We start from the raw sequence: 21983 nt of genomic DNA, 5'->3' as shown, positions 1-21983 counted from the left end.
GCCCGACCCCCGGAGCCGGCTTCCGGTCCTGGGCGAGGAGTCCGAGCGGCAACCCATCCAGGAATGCGCCCACCACCCAGGCCGGCGAGTGCGGCGCGCCTTCGCGTACGAGGCCGTTGCGCTCGGCGGAGCGCAGCGTCGCGTCGTCGTCCGGCAGTGTGCCGATCTGCGGCCGGCGCAGGCCGCGTACGACGGAACGGGGGCGGCACCGTACTGCGGCCACGTCCCGCAGAGGCGGAGCCGCCTCGGGGCCGGGGCCGTCGTGCGGTACGGGCCGGCGCGCGGTATCCGGGACGCGGTATCCGGGACGCGGCATTCGGGACGCGAGGACGCGGGATGCCGTGAATCGCCCGATTTCGATCCACCGGCCATGCCCCGGTCCGCTCAGCGGGACCCGGAGCACCGGTTATTGGTTCGGTAAAGAAACACGTGTACGCCCTGTTCTCAGCAACCCCACAGGCGAAAGGATCCGCTGGACACACGAACGACTGTGCCGCTACGAGCGGCGCATCACGTAGGGGGAGGTTCCACTTGAGACGCACAGCAGTGCTCGGCTCGGCCGGCACTCTGATCGCGGGCACGCTCATAGCGGGCGCGATAGCCGCACCGGCGGCCAACGCCGACGGCCGTCACCACGGCAACCCGGAGGCGCGTGGCGTCCAGCTCGCCGCGGACCGGGCGGAGAAGGCCGGCATCGACTGGGCGGCCTGCCCGGCGGACTGGGCGATCTCGGCGCCCATCCAGTGCGGTTGGGTCACCGTGCCGCTCGACTACGCGAAGCCGAACGGCAAGCAGATCAAGCTCGCCGTCGACCGTCACGTCAGTACGGGCACGAAGGCCGAACACCAGGGCGCGCTCCTCTACAACCCCGGAGGCCCCGGCGGTTCGGGCATGGCGTTCCCGAAGCGCATCCTCAACAAGAGCCCGCTGTGGGTGAACGCCGCCCAGGCATACGACTTCGTCGGCTTCGACCCCCGCGGTGTGGGCCACTCGGCACCGATCTCCTGCATGGACCCGCAGGAGTTCGTGAAGGCGCCGAAGGCGGACCCGGTCCCCGACAGCGAGGCCGACAAGCGCGCGCAGCGCAAGCTCGCGGCCGAGTACGCGGACGGCTGCGCCGAGCGCAGCGGCGAGATGCTGCCGCACATGACGACCCCCAACACCGCCCGCGACCTGGACGTCATCCGCGCCGCACTCGGTGAGGAGAAGCTCAACTTCCTGGGCGTCTCCTACGGCACCTACCTGGGCGCGGTCTACGGAACGCTCTTCCCGGGCCACGTACGTCGCATGGTCGTCGACAGCGTGGTCAACCCCGCGAAGGACAACATCTGGTACCAGGCCAACCTCAACCAGGACATCGCCTTCCAGACCCGCTGGGACGACTGGAAGGCGTGGGTCGCCAAGAACGACGCCACGTACCACATCGGCGACACCCCGGAGAAGGTCGAGCAGGCGTGGCTGACGCTGCGCGCGGCCGCCAAGAAGAACCCGATCGGTGGCGTCGTCGGACCCGCCGAACTCATCGGCTTCTTCCAGAGCGCGCCGTACTACGACTCCGCCTGGGCACGCACCGCCCGGACGTGGAGCGCCTATCTGGGTGGCGACACCCAGGCGCTGGTCGACGCGGCGGCACCCGACCTGTCGGACACCGCGGGCAACGCGTCCTCGGAGAACGGCAACGCCGTGTACACGGCGGTGGAGTGCGCGGACGCCAAGTGGCCCACCAGCTGGCAGAAGTGGGACCGCGACAACACCCGGCTGCACCAGGACAACCCGTTCATGACCTGGGCCAACGCCTGGATGAACCTCCCTTGTGCGACCTGGTCGGCCAAGCAGCAGACCCCGCTGGACGTCCGCACCGGCAAGGGCCTGCCGCCGGTGCTGATCGTGCAGTCCACCCGTGACGCCGCCACTCCGTACGAGGGCGCCGTCGAGCTGCACAAGCGCTTCGCGGGCTCCCGCCTCATCACCGAGGAGGGCGCCGGCTCCCACGGCGTCACCGGCCTGGTCAACCCCTGCATCAACGAGCGGGTGGACACCTACCTGCTCACCGGGAAGACCGACCCGCACGACGTGACGTGCACCCCGCACGCCACGCCGAAGCCGTAACGGGCACCGGTATCCAGGGGGCGGCCGGACTTCGGTCCGGCCGCCCTTCCCGGTGCTCGACACGGGCCGACCCGCCGGCGGCCCGGCGCGGTCCCCTGCCGGTCGCTCATGTCCGGTTCCCCGACCGGCTGTCGCTCCCCGTACCCTTCATCTCTCTGGCCCCCATCTCCCCGGCCCCGTTTCCCCGCCCTCCTCGGCTCCGTCCGGCCTCACCGCTCGCCAGCCAGGCGTCCTCCGCCGCGTAGTCGAAGAGGTCTCCGTGCGGGTCGTACGCCGCGGCCATCGAGGGAAACGCGGCGCGCCAGTCACCGGCGTTCCGCCGCAGCCGTTCGGTGAGCCACTCGACGGTAGCCGGCAGCGACTCGGCGTAGCCCGTCACCGGTACGTATCCCAGCTCCCGCCCGGCGGCCGTCATGTCGTAGACGACCGGATGCTCCGCGCTCCAGGGGGTGCGGCCCAGTGCCGGCTGCGGGGCAGCCGCCTCCATCAGCACCGTCTCGGTCCGCCACCCCATGACCGCGTCGACGGCCTCGCCTATCTCGGCGACGGTCGGGGCGTAGGGATCCGCGGCGTTCAGGACCCGTGGACCCGGACGCTGAGCCGCGAGCCGCACCATCTCGGCGATGTTGGAGACATGCGCCGGGCCGAACCGGCTCCTTCCGCCGTGGGCGAGCACCCGGCGACGACGGCCGTCCAGCACCCGCTTGACGAAGTACAGCTCACGAGGGGTACGGCAGTGCGGGCCGTGGACCGCACCGGCACGAAGGACGGTCACAGGCAGCCGGCCGGCGGCTGCCATGAGCGCCCGCTCCAACGCGATCTTGCGGGTGCCGTAGGTCGCCGGGCCGGGCGCGACCGTCGGACAGCTCTCCGGGATCGGCTCCGGGTAGCGCGGGAACCCGTCGGGCTCGTCCTGCGTGTCGAAGCTGCGGCCATGCTCGTCCGCGTACACAGCGCCGCTGGATATGACGACCGCCGAACCGATCCGGTCCGAGAGATCCGTCAGCTGGGTGGCGTGCTCCTCGCCGAAGGCGATCATGTCGACCAGCACGTCACAGCCCTCACCCAAGGCGGCGGAGAACGCGCCGTCCTCCTCACGGTCGAACACCGCGTCGCGCACCTCCGGGCCCCAGGCGCTGTCGCGCCGGCCCCCACGCGAGGCCGCCGTCACCTCCCACCCGTCCTGCACCAGGGCACGCACTGCGGCCCGCCCGATCTGCCCGGTGGCGCCCAGCACGAACGCTCGTCCTCTGCTCATGACGAGGACGCTACGGCGCCCGCGCCCTCGCGGGCCAGGGTGATCGGCCGAGAGCAGATTCCCCGCTCAGCGTGGCCGGCGCGGGAACTTCCTGGGCTGCTCGGCGGTCTGCGACGCCTTCACCTTGACCGCGTACTCATCGACGTACTCCTGTTCGGACAGGCCCAGGATGGCGTACATGATCTCGTCCGTGACCGCCCGGATCGCTGCCTTCTGGTCCTCGAGGCCGGCGAAGCGGGAGAAGTCCAGCGGCTTCCCGAAACGGATGGTGACCCGCTTGATCCGGGGCACGGTCTGGCCCGGCGGCTGGATCTCGAACGTTCCGACCATCGCACAGGGAATGACCGGGACCCCTGCCGTGATCGCCATGACCGCGACCCCGACCTTTCCCTTGTACAGCCGCCCGTCGGGGGAACGGGTGCCCTCCGGGTAGATGCCGAGCAGCTCACCCCTGCTCAGCACGCCCAGCCCTTCACGGATCGCGGCCTTGCCGGCTTCCTTGCCCGACCGGTCCACGGGGATCTGGCCGATGCTGTGGAAGAACGCCGCAGTGAGCCGCCCCTTGATGCCCGGGCCGGTGAAGTACTCGGCCTTGGCGAGAAAGGTGATCCGGCGCCTGATGATCGCAGGCATCAGGAAGTGGTCGGAGAACGACAGGTGATTACCCGCGACGATGGCCGCCCCGTCCTCAGGGATGTGTTCGATCCCTTCGATGCGTGGCCGGAACAGCAGCCGCAGCAGGGGGCCCAGCAGGACGTACTTGAGCACGTAGTAGAACACGGGCGGCTCCTCGGTCTGCCTGATCGGCTCCAGGACTGCGTTCCTACCAGGTCGGTCGTGATCTCGGAAGAAGACGGCCCGGCAGGCACACCCCCGCGCGCGCCCCCCTCGACCGGCGGCAGATGCCACGAGGCCGCCCCTCGACGCCTCCTCCGGTGCCGACCCTCGTCTCGCGGTCACCCGGGGGTGCGATGCGCCTCGCCCTTCTGTCCAGCCTTCCCGGGCTGGACACCGCCGAGGGAAACTTCCGACGCGCAGCCTCCCCCCTTCCCTGACCGGGCCCGCCTGTGCGGCAACGACCCGGCAGGTTGCGAGTGCCCGGCGACGGACCGGAGAAACGGACCGGAGCGACCAGCGAAAGCGAATTATGGGTTGATTTCGACTTGAACCCGATTTTCTGGGCACGCGTCAAGGAGGGCCTGTACGGGCGCGATCGTGACGCACGCAGGAGGAAGAGGCGGCTTCGGTGCCAGGAAAGCAGGAACTGCCGTCGACCCTGGAGCGGTCCTCGCCGGACGCCCGGCGCACGTGGATCAAAGCCCACGATTCCGCCGTCGAGCAGTACGGCGAGGGCGAGCGCTCGCACCGCGTGGCCTACGGCGCGCTCAAGCACACGTACGAGAAGGTCGGCGACCACTGGGAACGCAAGGAGAACCGGCGCAAAGGCCCCTCCGATCCCCGGTCGGCCCGGCCGCGCCGGCAGGGCGGACGGAGCGGCGAAGGCGTCGACGAGGCGGCTTCCAAGCAGCATCTGTACGACGTGGCCAAGCGGCTCGGAGTCGAAGGGCGGTCCCGGATGTCCAAGCCCGAACTGCTCGAAGCGCTGCGCAAGGCGAACCGGTCGAAGACCCGGCAGGCGAGGAGCTGATCTGCGGCCCCGAGCGGCGCACGCAGGCCGGAGCCACGCCCCGACGGCGCAGTGGCCGGACGCGACGCCCGGACCGACCGCCTCGCCGACCCATGACCCCGAGGAGGAACCGTGCCCCAGCCCTCACCGCCCCCCGGCCCCGCCCGAGGCAGGTCGGGAACGGAGCCGCTCACCGCGCGCAGCGCCCTCGGCCTGCGCCTCGTCCTGTCCCTCGGGGGAGTGGCGCTGTTCATCGCCCTCACGGTGCTGCTCGCCTTCTGGGCCGCGTCGTCCGGAGCGAACGACTCGCCCGGCCCCACACCGCTCGCGGTGCTCGCAGGGCTCTGCGGCCTGTTCGCCGTGATCGCCGCCGTGGACCTCGTCGTCATCCTGCGCAGACGCTCAGGGACGCGACCCTGAACCGGCAACGCCCCGTGATGCCGGGCGCAGCTCCCCCTCAGATGGACGGCTCACGCGGATCACGGCCGAAACGTGTCGTCCCGCGCCCGGTGCCGGACCTCGCCGGTGCGCCGCGGAGCCGGGCCAGGTCGGCGAAGTACCCGGCCTCCCGTTCCACGATGCACGGAGAACGCGCCGCCTTCCACTCCGGAAGCGCAGGAACGACCGGACCGCCACCCTCAGAGGGCCCCGGGGCTGTTCCGGACCTCGACCGGGCCGTCAGGCCGTCCACCGGCCCGGCCGGCCACGGCGGGTGGGCACCCATCCACCGGGGTCAGACGTCGCGGGTGGCGAGCATCCCCACGGTGGCCAGCCCCAGCACCACCCAGCCGAACCAGAGCCAGCCGTTGCTCCCCAGAGCCACCGTGTACGCCGTCACCGCGACGAGCGTTCCCACGGTGAGCACTCCCATGGTCTTCGTGGATCCAGGCATGAGCGCACGCTCCTCACCGGCCGCACGGCCGTCGGAGCCATGGTCACCCGGCGGGCACCTCCACCGCTACTGCCGGGCCTGCAGGGAGGCCAGATACGCGTTGTACGCGTGCAGCTCCTGGTCGCCGTCCCGGTCCGCGGCACGGTCGGAACGCTTGGCCGTCCGCTGCTCGGAGCGGTACCACTGGAAGACCAGGGCGATCAGCACCAGCACGGACGGGATCTCGCTGAAGGCCCAGGCGATGCCCCCCGCCGCGGACTGATCGCCCAGCGCGTCGATCCCGAGGGAGGCCGGCGGATTCTCGTACGCCTTCACCATCGGCTGGCTCGCCATCATCAGCGCGATTCCGAAGAACGCGTGGAACGGCATACCGGCGAAGAGTTCCAGCATCCGCATCACGTAGCCGGGGCGGTGCGGTCCGGGGTCGACGCCCATGATCGGCCAGAAGAACACCAGGCCGACCGCGAGGAAGTGCACCATCATCACGACGTGACCGGTCTTCGAGCCCATCAGGAAGTCGAACAGCGGAGTGAAGTAGAGGCCGTACAGGCTCGCGATGAAGAGCGGGATCGTGAACACCGGATGGGTGATGATCTTCATGTAGCGGCTGTGGAGCAGCTTGAGCAGCAGTTCGCGCGGACCGGTGCGGCCCCTCCCCGCCACCGGAAGCGCCCGCAGCGCCAGCGTCACCGGGGCGCCCAGGAGCAGCAGGATCGGCGACACCATGCTGATGATCATGTGCTGCACCATGTGGACGCTGAACATGAGCATGCCGTAGTCGTTGAGGCCGGTGCACATCACCAGGGCGATGGACAGCACGCCGATGACGAAGAACACCAGCCGGTTGACCGGCCACGCGTCGCCCCGCCTGCGCAGACGCAGTACTCCGTAGCCGTACAGGGCCAGCGCGGCCACGCAGCCGATCAGGAAGAAGGGGTCCGCGGAGAATTCGAGCCCACGTCCCAGCGTGAACGGCGGCAGGTCCATGTTCATGCCGTGCCCGCTGTGATCCATCTGTTCACTCCCGCTGGGGACGTCCCCGTTTCGTGCCGGTTGTCCGGTCCAGAGTAGAACCGCCCCCGGCCGCTGATGCGGCCGGGGGCGGTTCGTAGGACCTCGTGTCCGTCAGAGCACGCACTCCGCCTCGGCGTAACGTTCGGCCGGAACCGTCTTCAGGGTCTCCACCGCCACGGCGAGCGGGACCATCGTGATGTCCGTGCCGCGCAGCGCCGTCATCATGCCGAACTCGCCGCGGTGCGCCGCCTCCACCGCGTGCCAGCCGAACCGGGTGGCGAGGACCCGGTCGTACGCGGTCGGGGTCCCGCCACGCTGCACGTGTCCGAGGATCACCGGGCGGGCCTCCTTGCCGAGGCGGTGCTCCAGCTCACCGGAGAGCTGGGTCGCCACTCCGGCGAAGCGCTCGTGGCCGTAGATGTCCGTCTTGCCCTGGTCGAACTCCATGGAGCCCTCCCGCGGCTTGGCGCCCTCCGCGACGACGACGATCGCGAACTTCTTGCCGTCCGAGAACCGCCGACCCACGAGCGAGGTCAGCTCGTCGATGTCGAAGGGCCGCTCGGGGACGACGATGGCGTGCGCGCCCGCCGCCATGCCCGAGTGCAGGGCGATCCAGCCCGTGTGACGCCCCATGACCTCGACGATCAGCACCCGCTGGTGCGACTCGGCGGTCGTCTTCAGCCGGTCGAGCGCGTCGGTCGCCACCCCGACGGCCGTGTCGAAGCCGAACGTCACATCGGTGGAGGCGATGTCGTTGTCGATGGTCTTGGGCACGCCGACTATGGGCAGCCCCGCCTCGGAGAGCAGATTGGCCGCCTTCAGCGTGCCCTCGCCGCCGATGGGGATGATCGCGTCGAGGCCGAGGTCGGCGACGTGGCCGCGGGCCCGCTCCACCCCGTCACGCAGATGAGCGGGCTGGACCCGGGAGGAGCCGAGAATCGTGCCGCCCCGGGCGAGGATGCCGCCGACCGCGTCGAGGTCGAGCTTGCGGTAGTCGCACTCGAGGAGGCCCTTCCAGCCGTCGTGGAAGCCGATGACCTCGTCGCCGTGGTCGACCACCGCGCGGTGCACGACGGAGCGGATGACGGCGTTGAGGCCGGGGCAGTCGCCGCCGGAGGTGAGCACACCAATTCGCATTGCCCGGGGAACCTTTGCAACGTGGGCCGACGACCGGACCACGTCGTCCGGTTGGATCCCCGCCACCCTACCGGCGCAAGGTGGCGGGACCGAACCCACCGTCCGACTGCTGGACGCCCCGCGGCCGTCCACGAAACCTCCCGGGCGTGGACGGCCGGCACCGGCGGAGCCACCCCGTGGGTGGCCGCGCCGGTGCGGGCGACCTCAGGCGGGCTGCGTCGCCGAGGCGATCCGCTCGGCGCGCAGGGCCTCGTACCACCGGTCGTCGGTCGGCGGCAGCGCGTTCACGTCGAGCGCCAGCTTCAGCAGGTGGTCCGCGATCAACGGATTGCGCGCCAGCACGGGACCGTGCATGTACGTGCCGAACACCGTGTCGTTGTACGCGCCCTCGGTACCGTCGCCCGTCCCGTTGCCCCGGCCGATCCGTGTGCGGGCGAAGGGCCTGGCGGTCGGACCCAGGTGGGTGACGCCCTGGTGGTTCTCGAATCCGGTCAGCGGCGGGAGCCCGAGGTTCGGGTCGATGTCGCCGAGCACGTCCCCGACGCAGCGCGCGCCCTCGCCGCGCGTGGAGACCACGTCGAGCAGGCCGAGGCCGGCCTCCCGCTCGCCGAGGTCGTTGATGAACTCGTGGCCGAGGATCTGGTAGCCCGCGCAGACCGAGAAGATGATCGCGCCGTTGGACGCGGCCCTGCTCAGCCCGCCGTCGCGGCGCAGTCGCTCCGCGGCCAGCCGCTGCGGCCGGTCCTCGCCGCCGCCGATCAGGTAGATGTCGCCCGACGTCGGGATCGGCTGGTCGCTGCGCACGTCCACGCGCGCCACGTCGAGACCGCGCTGCCGTGCCCGGCGCTCCACCACCAGGGCGTTGCCCTGGTCGCCGTAGGTGCTGAGGAGGTCGGGATAGACCCACACCAGCCGCAGGCCGTTGTTGCTCATGCTTCGTCCTCTCCGGGGGTGGCCCGCGCGGGGGTCAGTTGCCGACACGACGGCGCAGATCCTGGAAGGCGGTGTAGTTGGCGATGACCTCGATGCGGCCGGGCGGGGCCATCTGGACGGCCTCGTCCAGGGTCTCGCAGACGCGGAAGTCGAGTCCGGCCACCTCGAGCCGGACCGCCAGGTCCAGCTTGCGGTCACCCAGTACGAAGATCGGGTGGCCGTACAGCTGGGTGTAGTCGACGTCCCACAGCCACGAGGTGTCCGTGCCGTCCGCGCCGCGGGCGTTCACCGACAGGATCACCGGGGTCGGCGGCGGATCGATGAGGGAGAACGTCTCCAGCCAGCCCGCCGGGTTCTTCGCCAGCAGCAGCCTCAGCTCGCGGCCGAGGAAGGAGACCACGTCGTAGCGGCCCGCGACCGCCTGCACCTGGTACATGCGCTCCAGGGCGACCTGCGGCGGTACGCCGAAGACGGCGGCCACGGCAGCCGAACTGGTCGCGTTGGCCTTGTTGGCCCGGCCCGGGAGCTGCAGGTGGATCGGCCACGCCGAACCGTGCGGGTCCAGGACGTAGTCGCCGTTGAGCGCCCAACTCGGCGCGGGGCGGCGGAAACCGCACTCGCCGCAGAACCAGTCGTCACCCGGGCGCTGCATCACGCCGCCGCACGACGGGCACGACCAGGCGTCGTCCTTCCACGCCTGTCCCGCCGCGACCCACACCACGTTGGGCGAGGAGGAAGCGGCCCAGACGATCAGCGGGTCGTCCGCGTTGGCCACGATCACGGCCTTCGAGCCGGAGAGGCCCTCACGCCACTGCTCGGCCAGCATCCGCGTCTCGGCCGCCCGGTCCAGCTGGTCGCGGGACAAGTTGAGCAGCGCGATCACCTTGGGTGTGGTGTCCCGGGCCACCCCGGCGAGGTACTTCTCGTCCACCTCTATCACGCCGTACTTCGCGTCCGAGCCGCCCGCCAGCGCGGAGGTGATCCCCGCCGGCATGTTGGCGCCGAGGGCGTTCGACACGACGGGGCCGGCGGCGCGGAGCGCCTCGGCGATCAACCGCGTGGTGGTCGTCTTCCCGTTCGTCGCGGACACGAGGATCACGTCCAAGTGCTGCGCCAGCCGCCCCAGCAGGTCGGGGTCGAGCTTGAGCGCCACCCGGCCGCCGATCACCGATCCGCTGCCGCGCCCCGCAGCGCGCGACACCGCCGCCGCGGCCTTGCCCGCCGTCACGGCGAGCTTGGCCCGCGGCGACAACGGCTCCGTGTTGCCTGCCATCGTCCTAGATCCTCCTTGCATCGGTCCGCGCCCAGCCTATCGATGTCCGGGCCGACGGCCGCACCGCGGCACCGGGCGGAACGTGGAGGTCACGTGGAACGTACGCTTCTGCCCATGCGAAACCGCCCGATCCCCGGCAGTTCCGGACTCGTGCACGCCGTGAGCGTGCTCGGGGACCCGGTGCTCCACAGTCCGTGCGAGGACGTCACCGACTTCGGCCCCGCGCTCGTCCAGCTGGTGGAGGACATGTTCGCCACCATGTACGCCGCCCAGGGCGTGGGGCTCGCCGCCAACCAGATCGGCGTGCCGCTCAAGGTGTTCGTCTACGACTGCCCGGACGACGACGAGGTGAGGCATCTGGGCCACGTGGTCAACCCGGTCCTCGTCGAGGCGGACGGGATCACCGTACGCGGCCCGGAGGGATGCCTCTCACTCCCGGGCCTCGAAGCGGGTACCCCGCGCTTCGACCGCGCCGTGGTCGAGGGCAGGTCCGTGACGGGGGAGCCCGTGCGGGTCACGGGTACGGGGTGGTTCGCCCGCTGCCTCCAGCACGAGTGCGACCACCTCGACGGCCGGGTCTACACGGACCGGCTGACCGGGCTGCGCCGCTCCAGGGCGCTGCGCGCGGCCCGGCGGGCGCCGTGGGCGCGTACCGGCTGAGGCCCGCCCCGCCTCAGAAACCCGGACCGCCCGGCAGATCGCCCGCCCCGGCCAGCCTGCCCCAGAGGAGGTCGGCGAGACTGCGCACCAACTCCTCGCGCGTGCACGGGCGGTCGCCCAGCCACCAGTCGCCGGCCGCGTGCATCATGCCGACGATGCCGTGGCCCCAGATGCGGGCCATCCGCTCGCTGTCCGGGCCGAGGTCGACCCGTTCGGCGATCACCTTGCCGAGTTCCTCGCCGAGGCGGCGCAGCAGGGGAGCGGAGTGCCGGCCGACGTCGAAGCCCTGCTCGGTGGAGGGGGCCGCGTCGTCCGAGGGGTGCATCAGGAAGCGGTAGACCTGGGGACGGGCCTCGATCGCGGCGAGGTAGGTGTCCAGCGTGGCCTCGACGCGTTCGCGCCGCTCCGCGGGGGCGTCGAGCGCGGCTCGCAGGGCGCTGAGCAGGGCGTCGGTGTGGCGCTCGGCGAGCGCGCGGTAGAGGCCGCCCTTGTCGCCGAAGTGGCGGTAGAGGATGGGTTTGGTGATCCCGGCCTCTGCGGCGATCGCGTTCATCGACGCCTGCGGGCCGTCCCTGAGCACCACGCGGTCCGCGGCCTCGAGCAGTTCCCGGCGCCGCCGTTCGGCCGCCGTCCGCTGCCGTTCCGCCCCTCGTGTGGTCTCCATGGTGTGTCTCCCGCCCCGGCTGTCCCGCGATCGCTCCTGACGCCCGGGAAACCTAACACCCCGCCCGCCGGTGCGCGGATCGGCGGCTGGCCGGTTGACAGTGTCTACTTGCTGGTAACAGACTGGTGTTACCGTCAGTAACGCACGGTTGATCCGAAGTGCATGGAGGGAACATGGCCGAGTTCACGCTCGAGCTCAACGATGACCAGAAGCAGGTCCGCGACTGGCTTCACGGCTTCGCCGCCGACGTGATCCGCCCGGCCGCCTCGGAGTGGGACGAGCGTGAGGAAACGCCCTGGCCCGTCATCCAGGAGGCGGCCAAGGTGGGCATCTACTCCCTCGACTTCTACGCCCAGCAGTTCTTCGACCCTACGGGGCTCGGCATCCCCATGGCCATGGAGGAGCTCTTCTGGGGCGACGCCGGCATCGCCCTGTCCATCGTCGGTACGGGTCTGGCCGCCGTCGGCGTCCTCGCCAACGGGACCGAGGAGCAGATCGGCACCTGGATCCCGCAGATGTACGGCGACGCCGAGGACGTGAAGGTCGCCGCCTTCTGCTCCTCCGAACCGGACGCGGGCTCGGACGTCGGCTCCATGCGCACCCGTGCGGTGTACGACGCCGCCAAGGACGAGTGGGTCCTGAACGGCACCAAGACCTGGGCGACCAACGGCGGCATCGCCAACGTGCACGTCGTCGTCGCGGTCGTCGACCCGGAGCTGGGGACCAAGGGGCACGCCTCCTTCATCGTCCCGCCGGCCACGCCGGGCCTCTCCCAGGGGCAGAAGTTCAAGAAGCACGGCATCCGCGCGTCCCACACCGCCGAAGTCGTCCTCGAGGACGTCCGGGTCCCCGGCCACTGCCTGCTGGGCGGCAAGGAGAAGCTCGACGAGCGCCTGGCCCGTGCCCGCGAGCGCGCCGCGGCCGGCGGCGAGCGCGTCAAGAACGCGGCGATGGCGACGTTCGAGGCCTCCCGCCCGGCCGTCGGCGCGATGGCCGTAGGGACCGCCCGCGCCGCCTACGAGGTCGCCCTCGACTACGCGAGGACCAGGACCCAGTTCGGCCGCCCCATCATCGACAACCAGGGGATCGCCTTCCAGCTGGCCGACATGCGCACGCAGATCGACGCAGCCCGGCTGCTGGTGTGGCGCGCCTCCTGGATGGCGAGCGCCGGCAAGCCGTTCACCGCGGCGGAGGGGTCGATGTCGAAGCTCTACGCCAGCGAGACGGCGAAGTCCGTCACCGCCCAGGCCGTGCAGATCCTCGGCGGCAACGGCTACACCCGGGAGTACCCCGTGGAGCGCATGCACCGGGACGCGGCGATCTACACCATCTTCGAAGGCACGAGCGAGATCCAGCGTCTGGTGATCGCCCGCACCCTGTCGGGGATGCCGATCCGCTGAGGGCGGAGGCAGCCCCACGGGCGCGCGAAGGGCCGGACCGGATGCCGGTCCGGCCCTTCGCGCCCGTCACTGCTGCGGGAGGTGTGCCTCGATGGCCGCGAGGACCTCGGGAGCCTCCGGCTCGGTCCGCGGGCGGATCCGGGCGACCGGCTCGCCGGCCGGGGAGATCAGGAACTTCTCGAAGTTCCACTGGACGTCGCCCGCCGCGCCCTCCGCGTCGGCGATCTTCGTCAGCTCCGCGTACAGCGGGTGCCGGTCCTCGCCGTTGACGTCGGTCTTCTCCAGGAGCGGGAAGCTGACCCCGTACGTCGTCGAGCAGAAGGTCCGGATGTCCTCGGCGGTGCCGGGCTCCTGGCCCGCGAACTGGTTGCAGGGCACCCCGAGCACGGTGAAGCCGCGGTCCCCGTACTCCTTCTGCAGCCGCTCCAGACCCGCGTACTGCGGGGTGAGGCCGCACCGGGAGGCCACGTTGACCACCAGCACCGCGGAACCCTCGTAGGCGCCCAGGGTGGTCGGCTCACCGGTGAGGGTGCGGAGCGGGATGTCGTGCAGGGACATGGAGGTCCTCCTCGTAGGCGTGGCGTCGCTGTTCATTGTGACGGCTCGGGCGCCACGGGACCGACGGCCTTGTAGTAGAACGTGGTCGACCTGAGGACACCCGCCGGGTCGCCCGCGTACTCCGGGACGGAACCGCATTCCGTCCACCCCGCCGAGCGGTAGAGCTTCTCGGCCGGGCTCCCCGTCTCGGTGTCCAGGATCAGCAGGGTCAGCCCCTCCTCGGCCGCCGACCGCTCGGCGGCCGTGAGCAGGCTCCGGCCGATGCCGTGCCCGCGGGCCGCGGGGCGCACCATCAGCTTGGCGACCTCGGCCCGGTGGCGGGCGTTCGGCAGGGCGGGCTTGACCAGCCCGATCGTGCCGACCACCTGTCCGCCGTCCCGGGCGATCCACACCTGGTGCCGTCCCGCCTCCACCGAGGCGGCACGCGCCCGCCACCACGTGGCGGCGGTGGCCCGGTCGAGCGGCGCGAGGAATCCCACCGAGGAGCCTTCCTCGACGGTCTCGATCAGCAGGGCCGCCAACTCATCTGCGTAGGTGACCAGTTCGGGGCCGGAGACAGGGACGATCTCGGTCATGGAGCGGGCCTTTCGTGTGCACGGCCGGTGAGGGCGCGGCAGGGCGATGTCATGGCAGGACAATCATCAGGGTGACGGACCGGCTCAGGGCCCGGGGCAGCGCACGTCTCGGCTGAGAGGTCGGTCCAGGTCACCCCGGGGAGGAGGCGTGAGCCTCCGCCGGGGGCCGGTCCAGTCTGAGCGTCGAGACGTACGCCACCACGACGGAGACGATCACCAGCGGCATGACGGTGATGCCCTCGCCTCCCAGGAGGAGCGTGGCCAGCAGCACCGAGGTCATCGGAAGTCTCAGCATCGCCACGGACATGGCACCGATGCCCATCGCGAAACCGGCGGTCACGTCGAGGCCGGGCAGATGGGAGAGGGCCAGGCCGCCGGCCGCTCCGACGAACATCGCGGGAAAGACGGGGCCGCCCCTCAGGGCGCTCAGCGACGCGCAGAACGCGAGAGCCTTGCACACGAGGAGAAGCACGAGTGTGCCCGCCGAGTACCCGGCGCCCGGGGCGACGAGACCGCCCAAGGCCTCCTGGCCGGAGTACAGGACCTGCGACGGGCTCTCACCCGTGCTCTCGGCGTACAGGAGCGCGAGAACACCGACGACCGCACCCGCCGCCATGCCCGCCGTCACCACCCGCTGCCCGGCCCGCTTCTGCAGGGACAGCGACAACCGCCGCACCCCCGCGCCGACGAAGGCCGCGGCGAGCCCGAGGGCGACGGCCCAGCCGAACTCGGCGACGGTGGGCGGACCGGCGTGCGGTACGTGGGGCAGGGTCAGGGAGTACGTTCCCAGCCCCGTCCACGCACCCAGGCCGACGAAGATGAGCGAGCCGATGCCGGCGGCCAGCAGCCCGGGGACGAGGACCAGGCCGAGCGTCATCCCGGCCAGGCCGGAGGCCTCCATCAGCAGGAACGCGCCGAGGAGCGGCGAGCCCAGCAGGGCGCTGACGGCGGCGAAGCTTCCGGAGGCCGCCACGATGGCGCCCGCGCCGGGATCGATTCCGGGCCTGACCAGACGTACGGCGTACACGGCGAGCCCACCCCCCAGGGCGATGAGCGGCGCCTCCGGGCCCAGCACCGCGCCCAGCCCCAGAGAGGCCAGCGCGGCGAGCGCGATGCCGGGGAGCTCCGCAGGGGTGGGAGGCCCGGCCTTCACCGCCATGCCCTCGGCCGGCCTGTGCCCGCCGGTGCCCGGGAGATGCCGGACGGCCAGGCCCGTCAGCAGTCCGGCCGCGACGAGCAGTGGCACCGGCCACCAGGACGGCGTGCCGTGGAATCCGAGCGCACGGGGCAGATCGCCGTAGGTCAGTGTCTGGAGCTCGTGGACGAGGGCGAGGAAACCGAAGGCGGCGGCCGAGATGGGGGCGCCGAGCACCGCCACCATGACCAGGAGAGCCGCGTAGCTCCGGCTGCGTACCACCGTGAGGGGATCCGGCGGCTGCGTGCCCGGCGCTCCCGGATCGGCCGACATGCTCATGGTCTCCTCGGTGTCCGGCCCCGCCGGAACACGGCGTTCCGCAGGCTCCCCACGGTGATACCACGATGTGGTGTTCTGTCTGTGATGTACCCGCTGGGGAGGGGCGCCGGGTCCGCGTGCGGCGGGCACCCGGGAGGCTGAGAGGATCCGCGGATGGAGTCGTCCCCGCCCCTGCCCGGGCTCTTCCCCGAGCCACCGCCCGAGCTACGCCCGGCCGCCCCTCGCCGGCCGGTGCGCTGCGCCCTGTGCGGGCGCCCCCTCACCGGCGCGGAATCCCGGCGAACCGGCCTCGGGCCCGCCTGCGACGCCAAACTGCACCCCGCCGGACCGGACATCCGCACCCGCCGGCACGAGGTGGAGCAGGACCCGCTCCCGGGCACCTGACCCGGGCCGGGGCCCTACGCGCCGTCGAGCCGCCGGAACAGCCCCTCCTGCACCACGGACACCAGCAACCGCCCCTCGCGGTCGTAGATCCGGCCCCGGGCCAGCCCCCGGCCACCCGTGGCGATCGGCGACTCCTGGTCGTACAGGAACCACTCGTCGGCCCGGAACGGCCGGTGGAACCACATCGCATGGTCCAGCGACGCCATGTCGAAGCCGCGCGGCCCCCACAGCGGCTCCACCGGGATCCGGACGGCGTCCAGCAGCGTCATGTCGCTCGCGTACGTCAGCGCACAGGTGTGCACCAGCGGGTCGTCCCCGAGCGGCCCGACCGCGCGCATCCACACCGCGCTGCGCGGATCCGCGTCCCTGGTCTCCTCCCGCGTCCAGCGCAGCCGGTCGACGTAGCGGATGTCGAAGGGCTGCCGCCGGGCCATCCGCTCCAGGGCCTCCGGCAGCGCGCCCAGGTGCTCGCGCACCTCGTCGGCGACCTTCGGCAGCTCCTCGGGTCCGGGGACCGTACGGGCGGGCGGCAACTGGTGCTCGAAACCCGCCTCCTCCGGCCGGTGGAACGACGCCGTGAGAGTGAAGATCGTCCGGCCCTGCTGCACGGCCGTCACCCGGCGGGTGGTGAACGACCGGCCGTCCCGCACCCGCTCGACGTCGTAGACGATCGGCACGCCCGGGCGGCCGGGCCGCAGGAAGTAGGCGTGCAGCGAGTGGACGGGGCGGTCGCCGTCGGTCGTGCGACCGGCCGCGACCAGCGCCTGTCCCGCGACCTGCCCTCCGAAGACCCGCTGCAGGGACTCCTCCGGGCTCCGGCCGCGGAAGATGTTGACCTCGATCCGTTCCAGGTCGAGGAGGTCGACCAGGCGCTCGGCGGGGCTCGTCATCCGGTGTGTCTCCACTTCTTCCCCGGGTCGGTGGGCGGTCACAGCTGACCCACGGCCGTGACCCGGACGACCGCCCGCCCCTCCTCGTCGGAGGCCGCCAGATCGACCTCCGCCCGGATACCCCAGTCGTGGTCCCCGGCCGGGTCGGCGAAGGCCTGCCACACCCGCCACAGACCGTGCTCCGGGTCCTCGTCGATCTTCAGCAGTTTCGGGCCGCGCGCGTCCGGCCCGGTGCCGAGGTCGTCGTGCGCGTCCCAGTAGCCGTCCATCGCCTCGCCCCAGGCGTCCTCGTCCCAGCCGGAATCGGCGTCCAGCTCGCCCAGGTCGCGAACCCGGTCCAGCGCGGCCAGCTCCACCCGGCGGAACATCGCGTTGCGCACCAGGACCCGGAAGGCACGGGCGTTGGCCGTGACGGGCTTGACCTCGTCCGCCCGCTCCTGCGCCTGCTCGGCGGTCTCCACCTCCGGGTTGGCCAGCTGCTCCCACTCGTCGAGCAGACTGGAGTCCACCTGGCGCACCATCTCGCCGAGCCAGGCGATCAGGTCCTCCAGGTCCTCCGACTTCAGGTCGTCCGGAATGGTGTGCTCGAGGGCCTTGTACGCGCTCGCCAGATAGCGCAGCACGATCCCCTCGGTACGGGCCAGCTCGTAGTTCGAGGTGAACTCCGTGAAGGTCATGGCCCGTTCGTACATGTCCCGGATGACCGACTTCGGCGACACCGGGTGGTCGTTCACCCACGGGTGGCTGGTGCGGTACACGTCGTACGCGTGCCACAGCAGCTCGCTCAGCGGCTTGGGGTACGTGACCTCCTGGAGCCGTTCCATCCGCTCCTCGTACTCGACGCCGTCGGCCTTCATCTGCCCGACGGCCTCACCCCGCGCCTTGTTCTGCTGGGCGGCGAGGATCTGCCGCGGGTCGTCGAGGGTCGACTCGACCACGGAGACCATGTCCAGGGCGTACGAGGGGGATTCGGCGTCCAGCAGGTCGAACGCGGCCAGCGCGAACGTGGACAGCGGCTGGTTGAGCGCGAAGTCCTGCTGGAGATCGACGGTGAGCCGTACGATCCGGCCCTCGGCGTCCGGCGTGGCGAGCTGCTCCACCACACCGCCGTCCAGCAGCGACCGGTAGATGGCGATGGCCCGCCGGATGTGCCTCAGCTGCGCCTTGCGCGGTTCGTGGTTGTCCTCCAGCAGGTGCCGCATCGCGTCGAAGGCGTTTCCCGGGCGGGCGATCACCGAGAGCAGCATCGTGTGCGTGACCCGGAAGCGCGAGGTCAGCGGCTCCGGCTCGGACTGGATCAACTTGTCGAAAGTGGTCTCCGACCACGCGACGAAGCCCTCGGGGGCCTTCTTGCGGACCACCTTGCGCTTCTTCTTGGGGTCGTCGCCCGCCTTCTTGACGGCCTTCTCGTTCTCGATGACGTGCTCCGGCGCCTGCGCGACGACGAACCCTGCCGTGTCGAACCCCGCCCGGCCCGCGCGGCCGGCGATCTGATGGAACTCCCGCGCCCGCAGCGTGCGCACCCGGGTGCCGTCGTACTTGGTGAGGGCGGTGAACAGCACCGTCCGGATCGGCACGTTGACGCCGACGCCCAGGGTGTCCGTACCGCAGATCACCTTCAGCAGGCCCGCCTGCGCCAGCTTCTCGACGAGCCGGCGGTACTTGGGGAGCATCCCGGCGTGGTGCACGCCGATCCCGTGGCGCACGAAGCGGGAGAGGTTCTGGCCGAACTTGGTGGTGAAGCGGAAACTGCCGATCAGGTCGGCGATCTTCTCCTTCTCCTCCTTCGTGCACATGTTGATGCTCATCAGCGACTGCGCCCGCTCCACGGCCGCGGCCTGGGTGAAGTGCACGATGTAGACGGGTGCCTGCCGGGTGTCCAGCAGCTCCGTCAGCGTCTCCGTGATCGGGGTCAGCCGGTACTCGTAGCTCAGCGGCACCGGCCGCGTCGCCGAACGCACCACGGAGGTCGGCCGCCCGGTGCGGCGGGTCAGGTCCTCCTCGAACATCGAGACGTCGCCGAGCGTCGCCGACATGAGCACGAACTGCGCCTGCGGGAGCTCCAGCAGCGGGATCTGCCAGGCCCAGCCCCGGTCCGGCTCCGCGTAGAAGTGGAACTCGTCCATCACCACCTGGCCGATGTCGGCGTACCTGCCGTCCCGCAGCGCGATGGAGGCGAGCACCTCCGCCGTACAGCAGATGACCGGCGCGTCGGCGTTGACCGAGGCGTCACCGGTCAGCATGCCGACGTTCTCCGTGCCGAAGAGCTTGCAGAGGTCGAAGAACTTCTCCGAGACCAGCGCCTTGATCGGAGCGGTGTAGAACGTCACCTTGTCCTGGGCCAGCGCCGTGAAATGGGCACCCGCGGCCACCAGGCTCTTTCCGGAGCCGGTGGGGGTGGAGAGGATCAGGTTCGCGCCGGAGACCACCTCGATCAGCGCCTCCTCCTGAGCCGGGTAGAGGGTGATGCCCTGCGATTCGGTCCATGACGAGAAGGCCTCGAAGAGGGCGTCCGGGTCGGCGGTCGGGGGCAGCTGATCGATAAGGGTCACACCCCCATCTTGCCTGCCCGGTGTCCGGATGGGAGAACCGGAGGACGACGCGATGATCACGGACGATACGCTGCCCACTCAACTCGGCCGCCCTGCCAAGGCAGTGGCGGCCCGGCCGCGCACGGGCCGGATCACGATGGGGGCGGGAACAGCCATGATGGGACCGGCACACTCACTGTCAGGGGCGGCAGCCTGGCTGGGCGTGGGCGCCGCGGCCGCCGCCGCGGGCCACACCATGCCCTGGCCCGTCCTCGCCGTGGGGGCGCTGATCTGCGCGGGCGCCGCACTCGCCCCGGACCTCGACCACAAGTCCGCCACCATCTCGCGGGCCTTCGGACCGGTCTCCAAGACCATGTGCGAGATCGTCGACAAGCTCTCGTACGCCGTCTACAAGGCGACGCGGGGGCCCGGCGACCCACGCAGGAACGGCGGCCACCGCACCCTCACCCACACCTGGCTGTGGGCCGTGCTGATAGGCGGCGGAGCCTCCGCCGCCGCCGTCCTCGGCGGCCGGTGGGCGGTCCTGGGCATCCTCTTCGTCCACCTGGTGCTCGCCGTCGAGGGACTGCTGTGGCGGGCGGCCAGGGTCTCCAGCGACGTCCTCGTGTGGCTGCTGGGCGCCACCAGCGCATGGATCCTCGCGGGAGTGCTCGACCAGCCGGGCAACGGTTCGGGCTGGCTGTTCGACGCGCCCGGCCAGGAGTACCTCTGGCTCGGGCTCCCGATCGTCCTGGGCGCCCTCGTCCACGACATCGGAGACGCACTGACCGTCTCAGGCTGCCCGATCCTGTGGCCCATCCCGCTGGGCCGCAAGCGCTGGTACCCGGTCGGTCCCCCGAAGGCCATGCGCTTCCGGGCGGGGAGCTGGGTGGAGCTCAAGGTGCTGACGCCCGCCTTCATGGTGCTCGGGGGAGTGGGCGGGGCCGCGGCCCTCAACCTCATCTGACCGCCGCACGGTCTCCGCCGGACGGTGTGCCCCCAGCCACGACCGGCCGCGGTGTAGCACCATGAACCCATGCTGCTCGCCCGGCTCGCCCACGTGTCCCTGGAGGTCGCCGCGGCGTCGGCACGGACCCGGAAGACCGGCCTGCTGGCCGGACTCTTCCGGGAGGCCGGGCCCGACGACGTCCCGATCGTCATCCCCTACCTCGCCGGACGCCTCCCGCAGGGGCGGCTCGGCATCGGGTGGAGCGCCCTGGGCGATCCGGTGGCACCCGCGGACACACCCTCGCTGACCGTGGCCGGGACCGACGCGGAACTGTCGGCGATCGGGGCGCTCACCGGCCCGGGCTCCCAGGCCGCACGCAAGGACCGCCTGCAGCGGCTCCTCGCGGCCGCCACCGCGGAGGAACAGCACTTCCTCCGGAGCCTGCTCACCGGCGAGGTACGCCAGGGAGCGCTGGACGCCGTGGCGATCGACGCCCTGGCCGCCGCCACCGGGGCGCCCCCCGCCGACGTGCGGCGTGCCGTCATGCTGGGCGGCTCGTTGCAGGCCGTCGCCCGGGCGCTGCTCGCGGACGGCCCGGAAGCGCTCGCCGCCTTCCGGCTCACCGTAGGCCGGCCGGTCCTGCCGATGCTGGCGCACACGGCACGCTCGGTCACCGAGGCCATCGACAAGCTGGGACCCTGCGCCGTCGAGGAGAAACTGGACGGCATCCGGGTGCAGGTGCACCGGGACGGCCCCACGGTGCGCGTCTACACCCGCACCCTCGACGACATCACCGACCGGCTGCCCGAACTGGTCACCGCGGCCGCCGGTTTCCGCGCCGGAAGCTTCGTCCTGGACGGCGAGGCCCTCGCCCTCGACGACGACGGCAGGCCCCGCCCGTTCCAGGAGACCGCCTCGCGGGTGGGCTCCCGCCGGGACGTGGCCACCGCCGCCGCGGCGGTCCCCGTCAGCCCCGTCTTCTTCGACGTACTCGCCGTGGACGGACGCGAGCTCCTGGACCTCCCCGCCTCCGAGCGGCACGCCGAACTGGCGGCGCTGGTGCCCGCGCCGATGCGGGTACGGCGCGTCACCGTGGCGGACCCCTCGGACGGTGCGGCACGTGAGGCCGCCGTGGCGTTCTTCGAGGAGACCCTGGCGCGGGGACACGAGGGCGTGGTGGTCAAGGGAGAGGCCGCGCCGTACAGCGCCGGCCGGCGCGGCGCGTCCTGGCTGAAGGTGAAACCCGTACACACCCTGGACCTGGTGGTGCTCGCCGCCGAGTGGGGCCACGGCAGGCGCACGGGGAAGCTGTCCAACCTGCACCTGGGGGCACGGCAGGAGGACGGCACGTTCGTGATGCTCGGCAAGACCTTCAAGGGGCTGACGGACACCCTGCTCGCCTGGCAGACCGAACGGCTCCAGGAACTGTCCACCGGCGACGACGGGCACGTGGTGACCGTGCGTCCGGAACTCGTCGTGGAGATCGCCTACGACGGGCTGCAGCGCTCCACCCGCTACCCGGCGGGAGTCACCCTGCGCTTCGCCCGGGTGCTGGGCTACCGCGAGGACAAGCCGCCGCAGGAGGCGGACACGGTCGAGACCGTGCTGTCACGTCAGACATGACGGCGGCCCCCGCCCGGGGGCAGGGGCCGGAG

Annotated in this window: 21 protein-coding genes; 8 read left to right on the top strand and 13 right to left on the bottom strand. The window is 71.5% G+C overall.

Translation table 11 applies throughout. The annotated features are described in order from the left end of the window. Positions 1 to 531: 531 nt before the first annotated feature. Positions 532 to 2109, top strand: coding sequence for an alpha/beta hydrolase (locus ACH4VO_RS08625; protein ID WP_360996844.1), 1578 nt, complete (start codon positions 532 to 534; stop codon positions 2107 to 2109). A 106-nt stretch (positions 2110 to 2215) separates the two neighbouring features. Here ACH4VO_RS08625 and ACH4VO_RS08620 read toward each other — a convergent pair whose 3' ends face one another. Both ACH4VO_RS08620 and ACH4VO_RS08615 read right to left on the bottom strand, forming a co-directional pair. Further along, a complete protein-coding gene (locus ACH4VO_RS08620; RefSeq protein WP_360984373.1) occupies positions 2216 to 3367 on the bottom strand; it encodes an NAD-dependent epimerase/dehydratase family protein in 1152 nt (383 codons plus the stop codon). 66 nt (positions 3368 to 3433) lie between these two features. Further along, positions 3434 to 4147: a lysophospholipid acyltransferase family protein gene (locus ACH4VO_RS08615; RefSeq protein ID WP_360984376.1), complete on the bottom strand. Its 714-nt coding sequence runs from the start codon at positions 4145 to 4147 to the stop codon at positions 3434 to 3436. A 466-nt stretch (positions 4148 to 4613) separates the two neighbouring features. Here ACH4VO_RS08615 and ACH4VO_RS08610 point away from each other — a divergent pair, with 466 nt between their 5' ends. Then, positions 4614 to 5015 (top strand): ChaB family protein, encoded by a 402-nt coding sequence (locus ACH4VO_RS08610; RefSeq protein WP_360984379.1) that lies wholly within the window; start codon positions 4614 to 4616, stop codon positions 5013 to 5015. 111 nt (positions 5016 to 5126) lie between these two features. Continuing rightward, positions 5127 to 5414 (top strand): DUF6343 family protein, encoded by a 288-nt coding sequence (locus ACH4VO_RS08605; RefSeq protein WP_360984382.1) that lies wholly within the window; start codon positions 5127 to 5129, stop codon positions 5412 to 5414. Between the two features lie 313 nt (positions 5415 to 5727). Here the strand turns inward: ACH4VO_RS08605 and ACH4VO_RS08600 are convergent, their stop codons facing one another. From ACH4VO_RS08600 to ACH4VO_RS08580, 5 genes are all read right to left on the bottom strand, one after another. Continuing rightward, on the bottom strand, positions 5728 to 5886 hold the full coding sequence (locus tag ACH4VO_RS08600) for a hypothetical protein (protein WP_360984385.1): 159 nt from the start codon (positions 5884 to 5886) through the stop codon (positions 5728 to 5730). Between the two features lie 66 nt (positions 5887 to 5952). Further along, the gene (locus tag ACH4VO_RS08595; RefSeq protein WP_360984388.1) at positions 5953 to 6900 is read right to left on the bottom strand and encodes a cytochrome c oxidase assembly protein; all 948 of its coding nucleotides are present in this window, start codon (positions 6898 to 6900) and stop codon (positions 5953 to 5955) included. Positions 6901 to 7011: 111 nt separating this feature from the next. Further along, positions 7012 to 8037, bottom strand: a complete 1026-nt coding sequence (locus ACH4VO_RS08590) for a 6-phosphofructokinase (protein ID WP_360984391.1) — start codon at positions 8035 to 8037, stop codon at positions 7012 to 7014. A 204-nt stretch (positions 8038 to 8241) separates the two neighbouring features. Then, complete coding sequence (locus tag ACH4VO_RS08585) at positions 8242 to 8970, bottom strand: glutamine amidotransferase (protein WP_360984394.1); 729 nt, start codon at positions 8968 to 8970, stop codon at positions 8242 to 8244. Positions 8971 to 9004: 34 nt separating this feature from the next. Next, positions 9005 to 10243 carry a MurT ligase domain-containing protein gene (locus tag ACH4VO_RS08580; RefSeq protein ID WP_360984396.1) on the bottom strand — a complete coding sequence of 413 codons (1239 nt, stop codon included), beginning with the start codon at positions 10241 to 10243 and terminating at the stop codon, positions 9005 to 9007. A gap of 114 nt (positions 10244 to 10357) precedes the next feature. Between ACH4VO_RS08580 and def the strand changes: the two genes are divergently transcribed. Next, on the top strand, positions 10358 to 10903 hold the full coding sequence (def, locus tag ACH4VO_RS08575) for a peptide deformylase (protein ID WP_360984398.1): 546 nt from the start codon (positions 10358 to 10360) through the stop codon (positions 10901 to 10903). Positions 10904 to 10916: 13 nt separating this feature from the next. On the opposite strand, the gene ACH4VO_RS08570 is transcribed toward def, so the two are convergent. Continuing rightward, on the bottom strand, positions 10917 to 11567 hold the full coding sequence (locus ACH4VO_RS08570; protein ID WP_360984401.1) for a TetR family transcriptional regulator: 651 nt from the start codon (positions 11565 to 11567) through the stop codon (positions 10917 to 10919). Positions 11568 to 11740: 173 nt separating this feature from the next. Between ACH4VO_RS08570 and ACH4VO_RS08565 the strand changes: the two genes are divergently transcribed. Further along, positions 11741 to 12967 (top strand): acyl-CoA dehydrogenase family protein, encoded by a 1227-nt coding sequence (locus tag ACH4VO_RS08565; RefSeq protein ID WP_360984404.1) that lies wholly within the window; start codon positions 11741 to 11743, stop codon positions 12965 to 12967. A gap of 66 nt (positions 12968 to 13033) precedes the next feature. Here ACH4VO_RS08565 and ACH4VO_RS08560 read toward each other — a convergent pair whose 3' ends face one another. The 3 genes from ACH4VO_RS08560 to ACH4VO_RS08550 form a co-directional block, all read right to left on the bottom strand. Beyond that, a complete protein-coding gene (locus ACH4VO_RS08560) occupies positions 13034 to 13525 on the bottom strand; it encodes a glutathione peroxidase (RefSeq protein ID WP_360984407.1) in 492 nt (163 codons plus the stop codon). Positions 13526 to 13557: 32 nt separating this feature from the next. Further along, positions 13558 to 14100: a GNAT family N-acetyltransferase gene (locus ACH4VO_RS08555; protein ID WP_360984410.1), complete on the bottom strand. Its 543-nt coding sequence runs from the start codon at positions 14098 to 14100 to the stop codon at positions 13558 to 13560. A 130-nt stretch (positions 14101 to 14230) separates the two neighbouring features. Beyond that, a complete protein-coding gene (locus ACH4VO_RS08550) occupies positions 14231 to 15568 on the bottom strand; it encodes a chloride channel protein (protein ID WP_360985048.1) in 1338 nt (445 codons plus the stop codon). A gap of 159 nt (positions 15569 to 15727) precedes the next feature. Between ACH4VO_RS08550 and ACH4VO_RS08545 the strand changes: the two genes are divergently transcribed. Next, positions 15728 to 15958: a DUF6011 domain-containing protein gene (locus tag ACH4VO_RS08545; RefSeq protein ID WP_360984413.1), complete on the top strand. Its 231-nt coding sequence runs from the start codon at positions 15728 to 15730 to the stop codon at positions 15956 to 15958. A gap of 14 nt (positions 15959 to 15972) precedes the next feature. On the opposite strand, the gene ACH4VO_RS08540 is transcribed toward ACH4VO_RS08545, so the two are convergent. Both ACH4VO_RS08540 and ACH4VO_RS08535 read right to left on the bottom strand, forming a co-directional pair. Next, on the bottom strand, positions 15973 to 16848 hold the full coding sequence (locus ACH4VO_RS08540; RefSeq protein WP_360984416.1) for an acyl-CoA thioesterase II: 876 nt from the start codon (positions 16846 to 16848) through the stop codon (positions 15973 to 15975). 38 nt (positions 16849 to 16886) lie between these two features. Further along, the gene (locus ACH4VO_RS08535; RefSeq protein ID WP_360984419.1) at positions 16887 to 19400 is read right to left on the bottom strand and encodes a DUF3516 domain-containing protein; all 2514 of its coding nucleotides are present in this window, start codon (positions 19398 to 19400) and stop codon (positions 16887 to 16889) included. Between the two features lie 154 nt (positions 19401 to 19554). On the opposite strand from ACH4VO_RS08535, the gene ACH4VO_RS08530 reads away from it, so the two are divergent. Together ACH4VO_RS08530 and ACH4VO_RS08525 are read left to right on the top strand one after the other, a co-directional pair. Next, entirely contained in the window at positions 19555 to 20346 is a 792-nt protein-coding gene (locus tag ACH4VO_RS08530; protein WP_360985051.1) for a metal-dependent hydrolase, read from the top strand. A gap of 69 nt (positions 20347 to 20415) precedes the next feature. Then, positions 20416 to 21951 carry an ATP-dependent DNA ligase gene (locus ACH4VO_RS08525; protein WP_360984422.1) on the top strand — a complete coding sequence of 512 codons (1536 nt, stop codon included), beginning with the start codon at positions 20416 to 20418 and terminating at the stop codon, positions 21949 to 21951. Positions 21952 to 21983 lie beyond the last annotated feature (32 nt).

Source organism: Streptomyces sp. NPDC020780 (genome assembly GCF_044334475.1).
Lineage (GTDB): Bacteria > Actinomycetota > Actinomycetes > Streptomycetales > Streptomycetaceae > Streptomyces.
The sequence above is the reverse complement of the archived record's forward strand: the minus strand, read 5'-3'. Positions and strand labels throughout refer to the sequence as shown.

Excerpts from the sequence above, each read along its gene's own strand:
- ACH4VO_RS08545 (WP_360984413.1), top strand. The coding sequence starts at position 15,728 with ATGGAGTCGTCCCCGCCCCTGCCCGGGCTCTTCCCCGAGCCACCGCCC.
- ACH4VO_RS08555 (WP_360984410.1), bottom strand. The coding sequence starts at position 14,100 with ATGACCGAGATCGTCCCTGTCTCCGGCCCCGAACTGGTCACCTACGCA.
- ACH4VO_RS08580 (WP_360984396.1), bottom strand. The coding sequence starts at position 10,243 with ATGGCAGGCAACACGGAGCCGTTGTCGCCGCGGGCCAAGCTCGCCGTG.
- ACH4VO_RS08565 (WP_360984404.1), top strand. The coding sequence starts at position 11,741 with ATGGCCGAGTTCACGCTCGAGCTCAACGATGACCAGAAGCAGGTCCGC.
- ACH4VO_RS08530 (WP_360985051.1), top strand. The coding sequence starts at position 19,555 with ATGATGGGACCGGCACACTCACTGTCAGGGGCGGCAGCCTGGCTGGGC.
- ACH4VO_RS08550 (WP_360985048.1), bottom strand. The coding sequence starts at position 15,568 with ATGTCGGCCGATCCGGGAGCGCCGGGCACGCAGCCGCCGGATCCCCTC.
- ACH4VO_RS08590 (WP_360984391.1), bottom strand. The coding sequence starts at position 8,037 with ATGCGAATTGGTGTGCTCACCTCCGGCGGCGACTGCCCCGGCCTCAAC.
- ACH4VO_RS08620 (WP_360984373.1), bottom strand. The coding sequence starts at position 3,367 with ATGAGCAGAGGACGAGCGTTCGTGCTGGGCGCCACCGGGCAGATCGGG.
- ACH4VO_RS08585 (WP_360984394.1), bottom strand. The coding sequence starts at position 8,970 with ATGAGCAACAACGGCCTGCGGCTGGTGTGGGTCTATCCCGACCTCCTC.
- def (WP_360984398.1), top strand. The coding sequence starts at position 10,358 with ATGCGAAACCGCCCGATCCCCGGCAGTTCCGGACTCGTGCACGCCGTG.
- ACH4VO_RS08600 (WP_360984385.1), bottom strand. The coding sequence starts at position 5,886 with ATGCCTGGATCCACGAAGACCATGGGAGTGCTCACCGTGGGAACGCTC.
- ACH4VO_RS08595 (WP_360984388.1), bottom strand. The coding sequence starts at position 6,900 with ATGGATCACAGCGGGCACGGCATGAACATGGACCTGCCGCCGTTCACG.
- ACH4VO_RS08525 (WP_360984422.1), top strand. The coding sequence starts at position 20,416 with ATGCTGCTCGCCCGGCTCGCCCACGTGTCCCTGGAGGTCGCCGCGGCG.
- ACH4VO_RS08570 (WP_360984401.1), bottom strand. The coding sequence starts at position 11,567 with ATGGAGACCACACGAGGGGCGGAACGGCAGCGGACGGCGGCCGAACGG.
- ACH4VO_RS08540 (WP_360984416.1), bottom strand. The coding sequence starts at position 16,848 with ATGACGAGCCCCGCCGAGCGCCTGGTCGACCTCCTCGACCTGGAACGG.
- ACH4VO_RS08560 (WP_360984407.1), bottom strand. The coding sequence starts at position 13,525 with ATGTCCCTGCACGACATCCCGCTCCGCACCCTCACCGGTGAGCCGACC.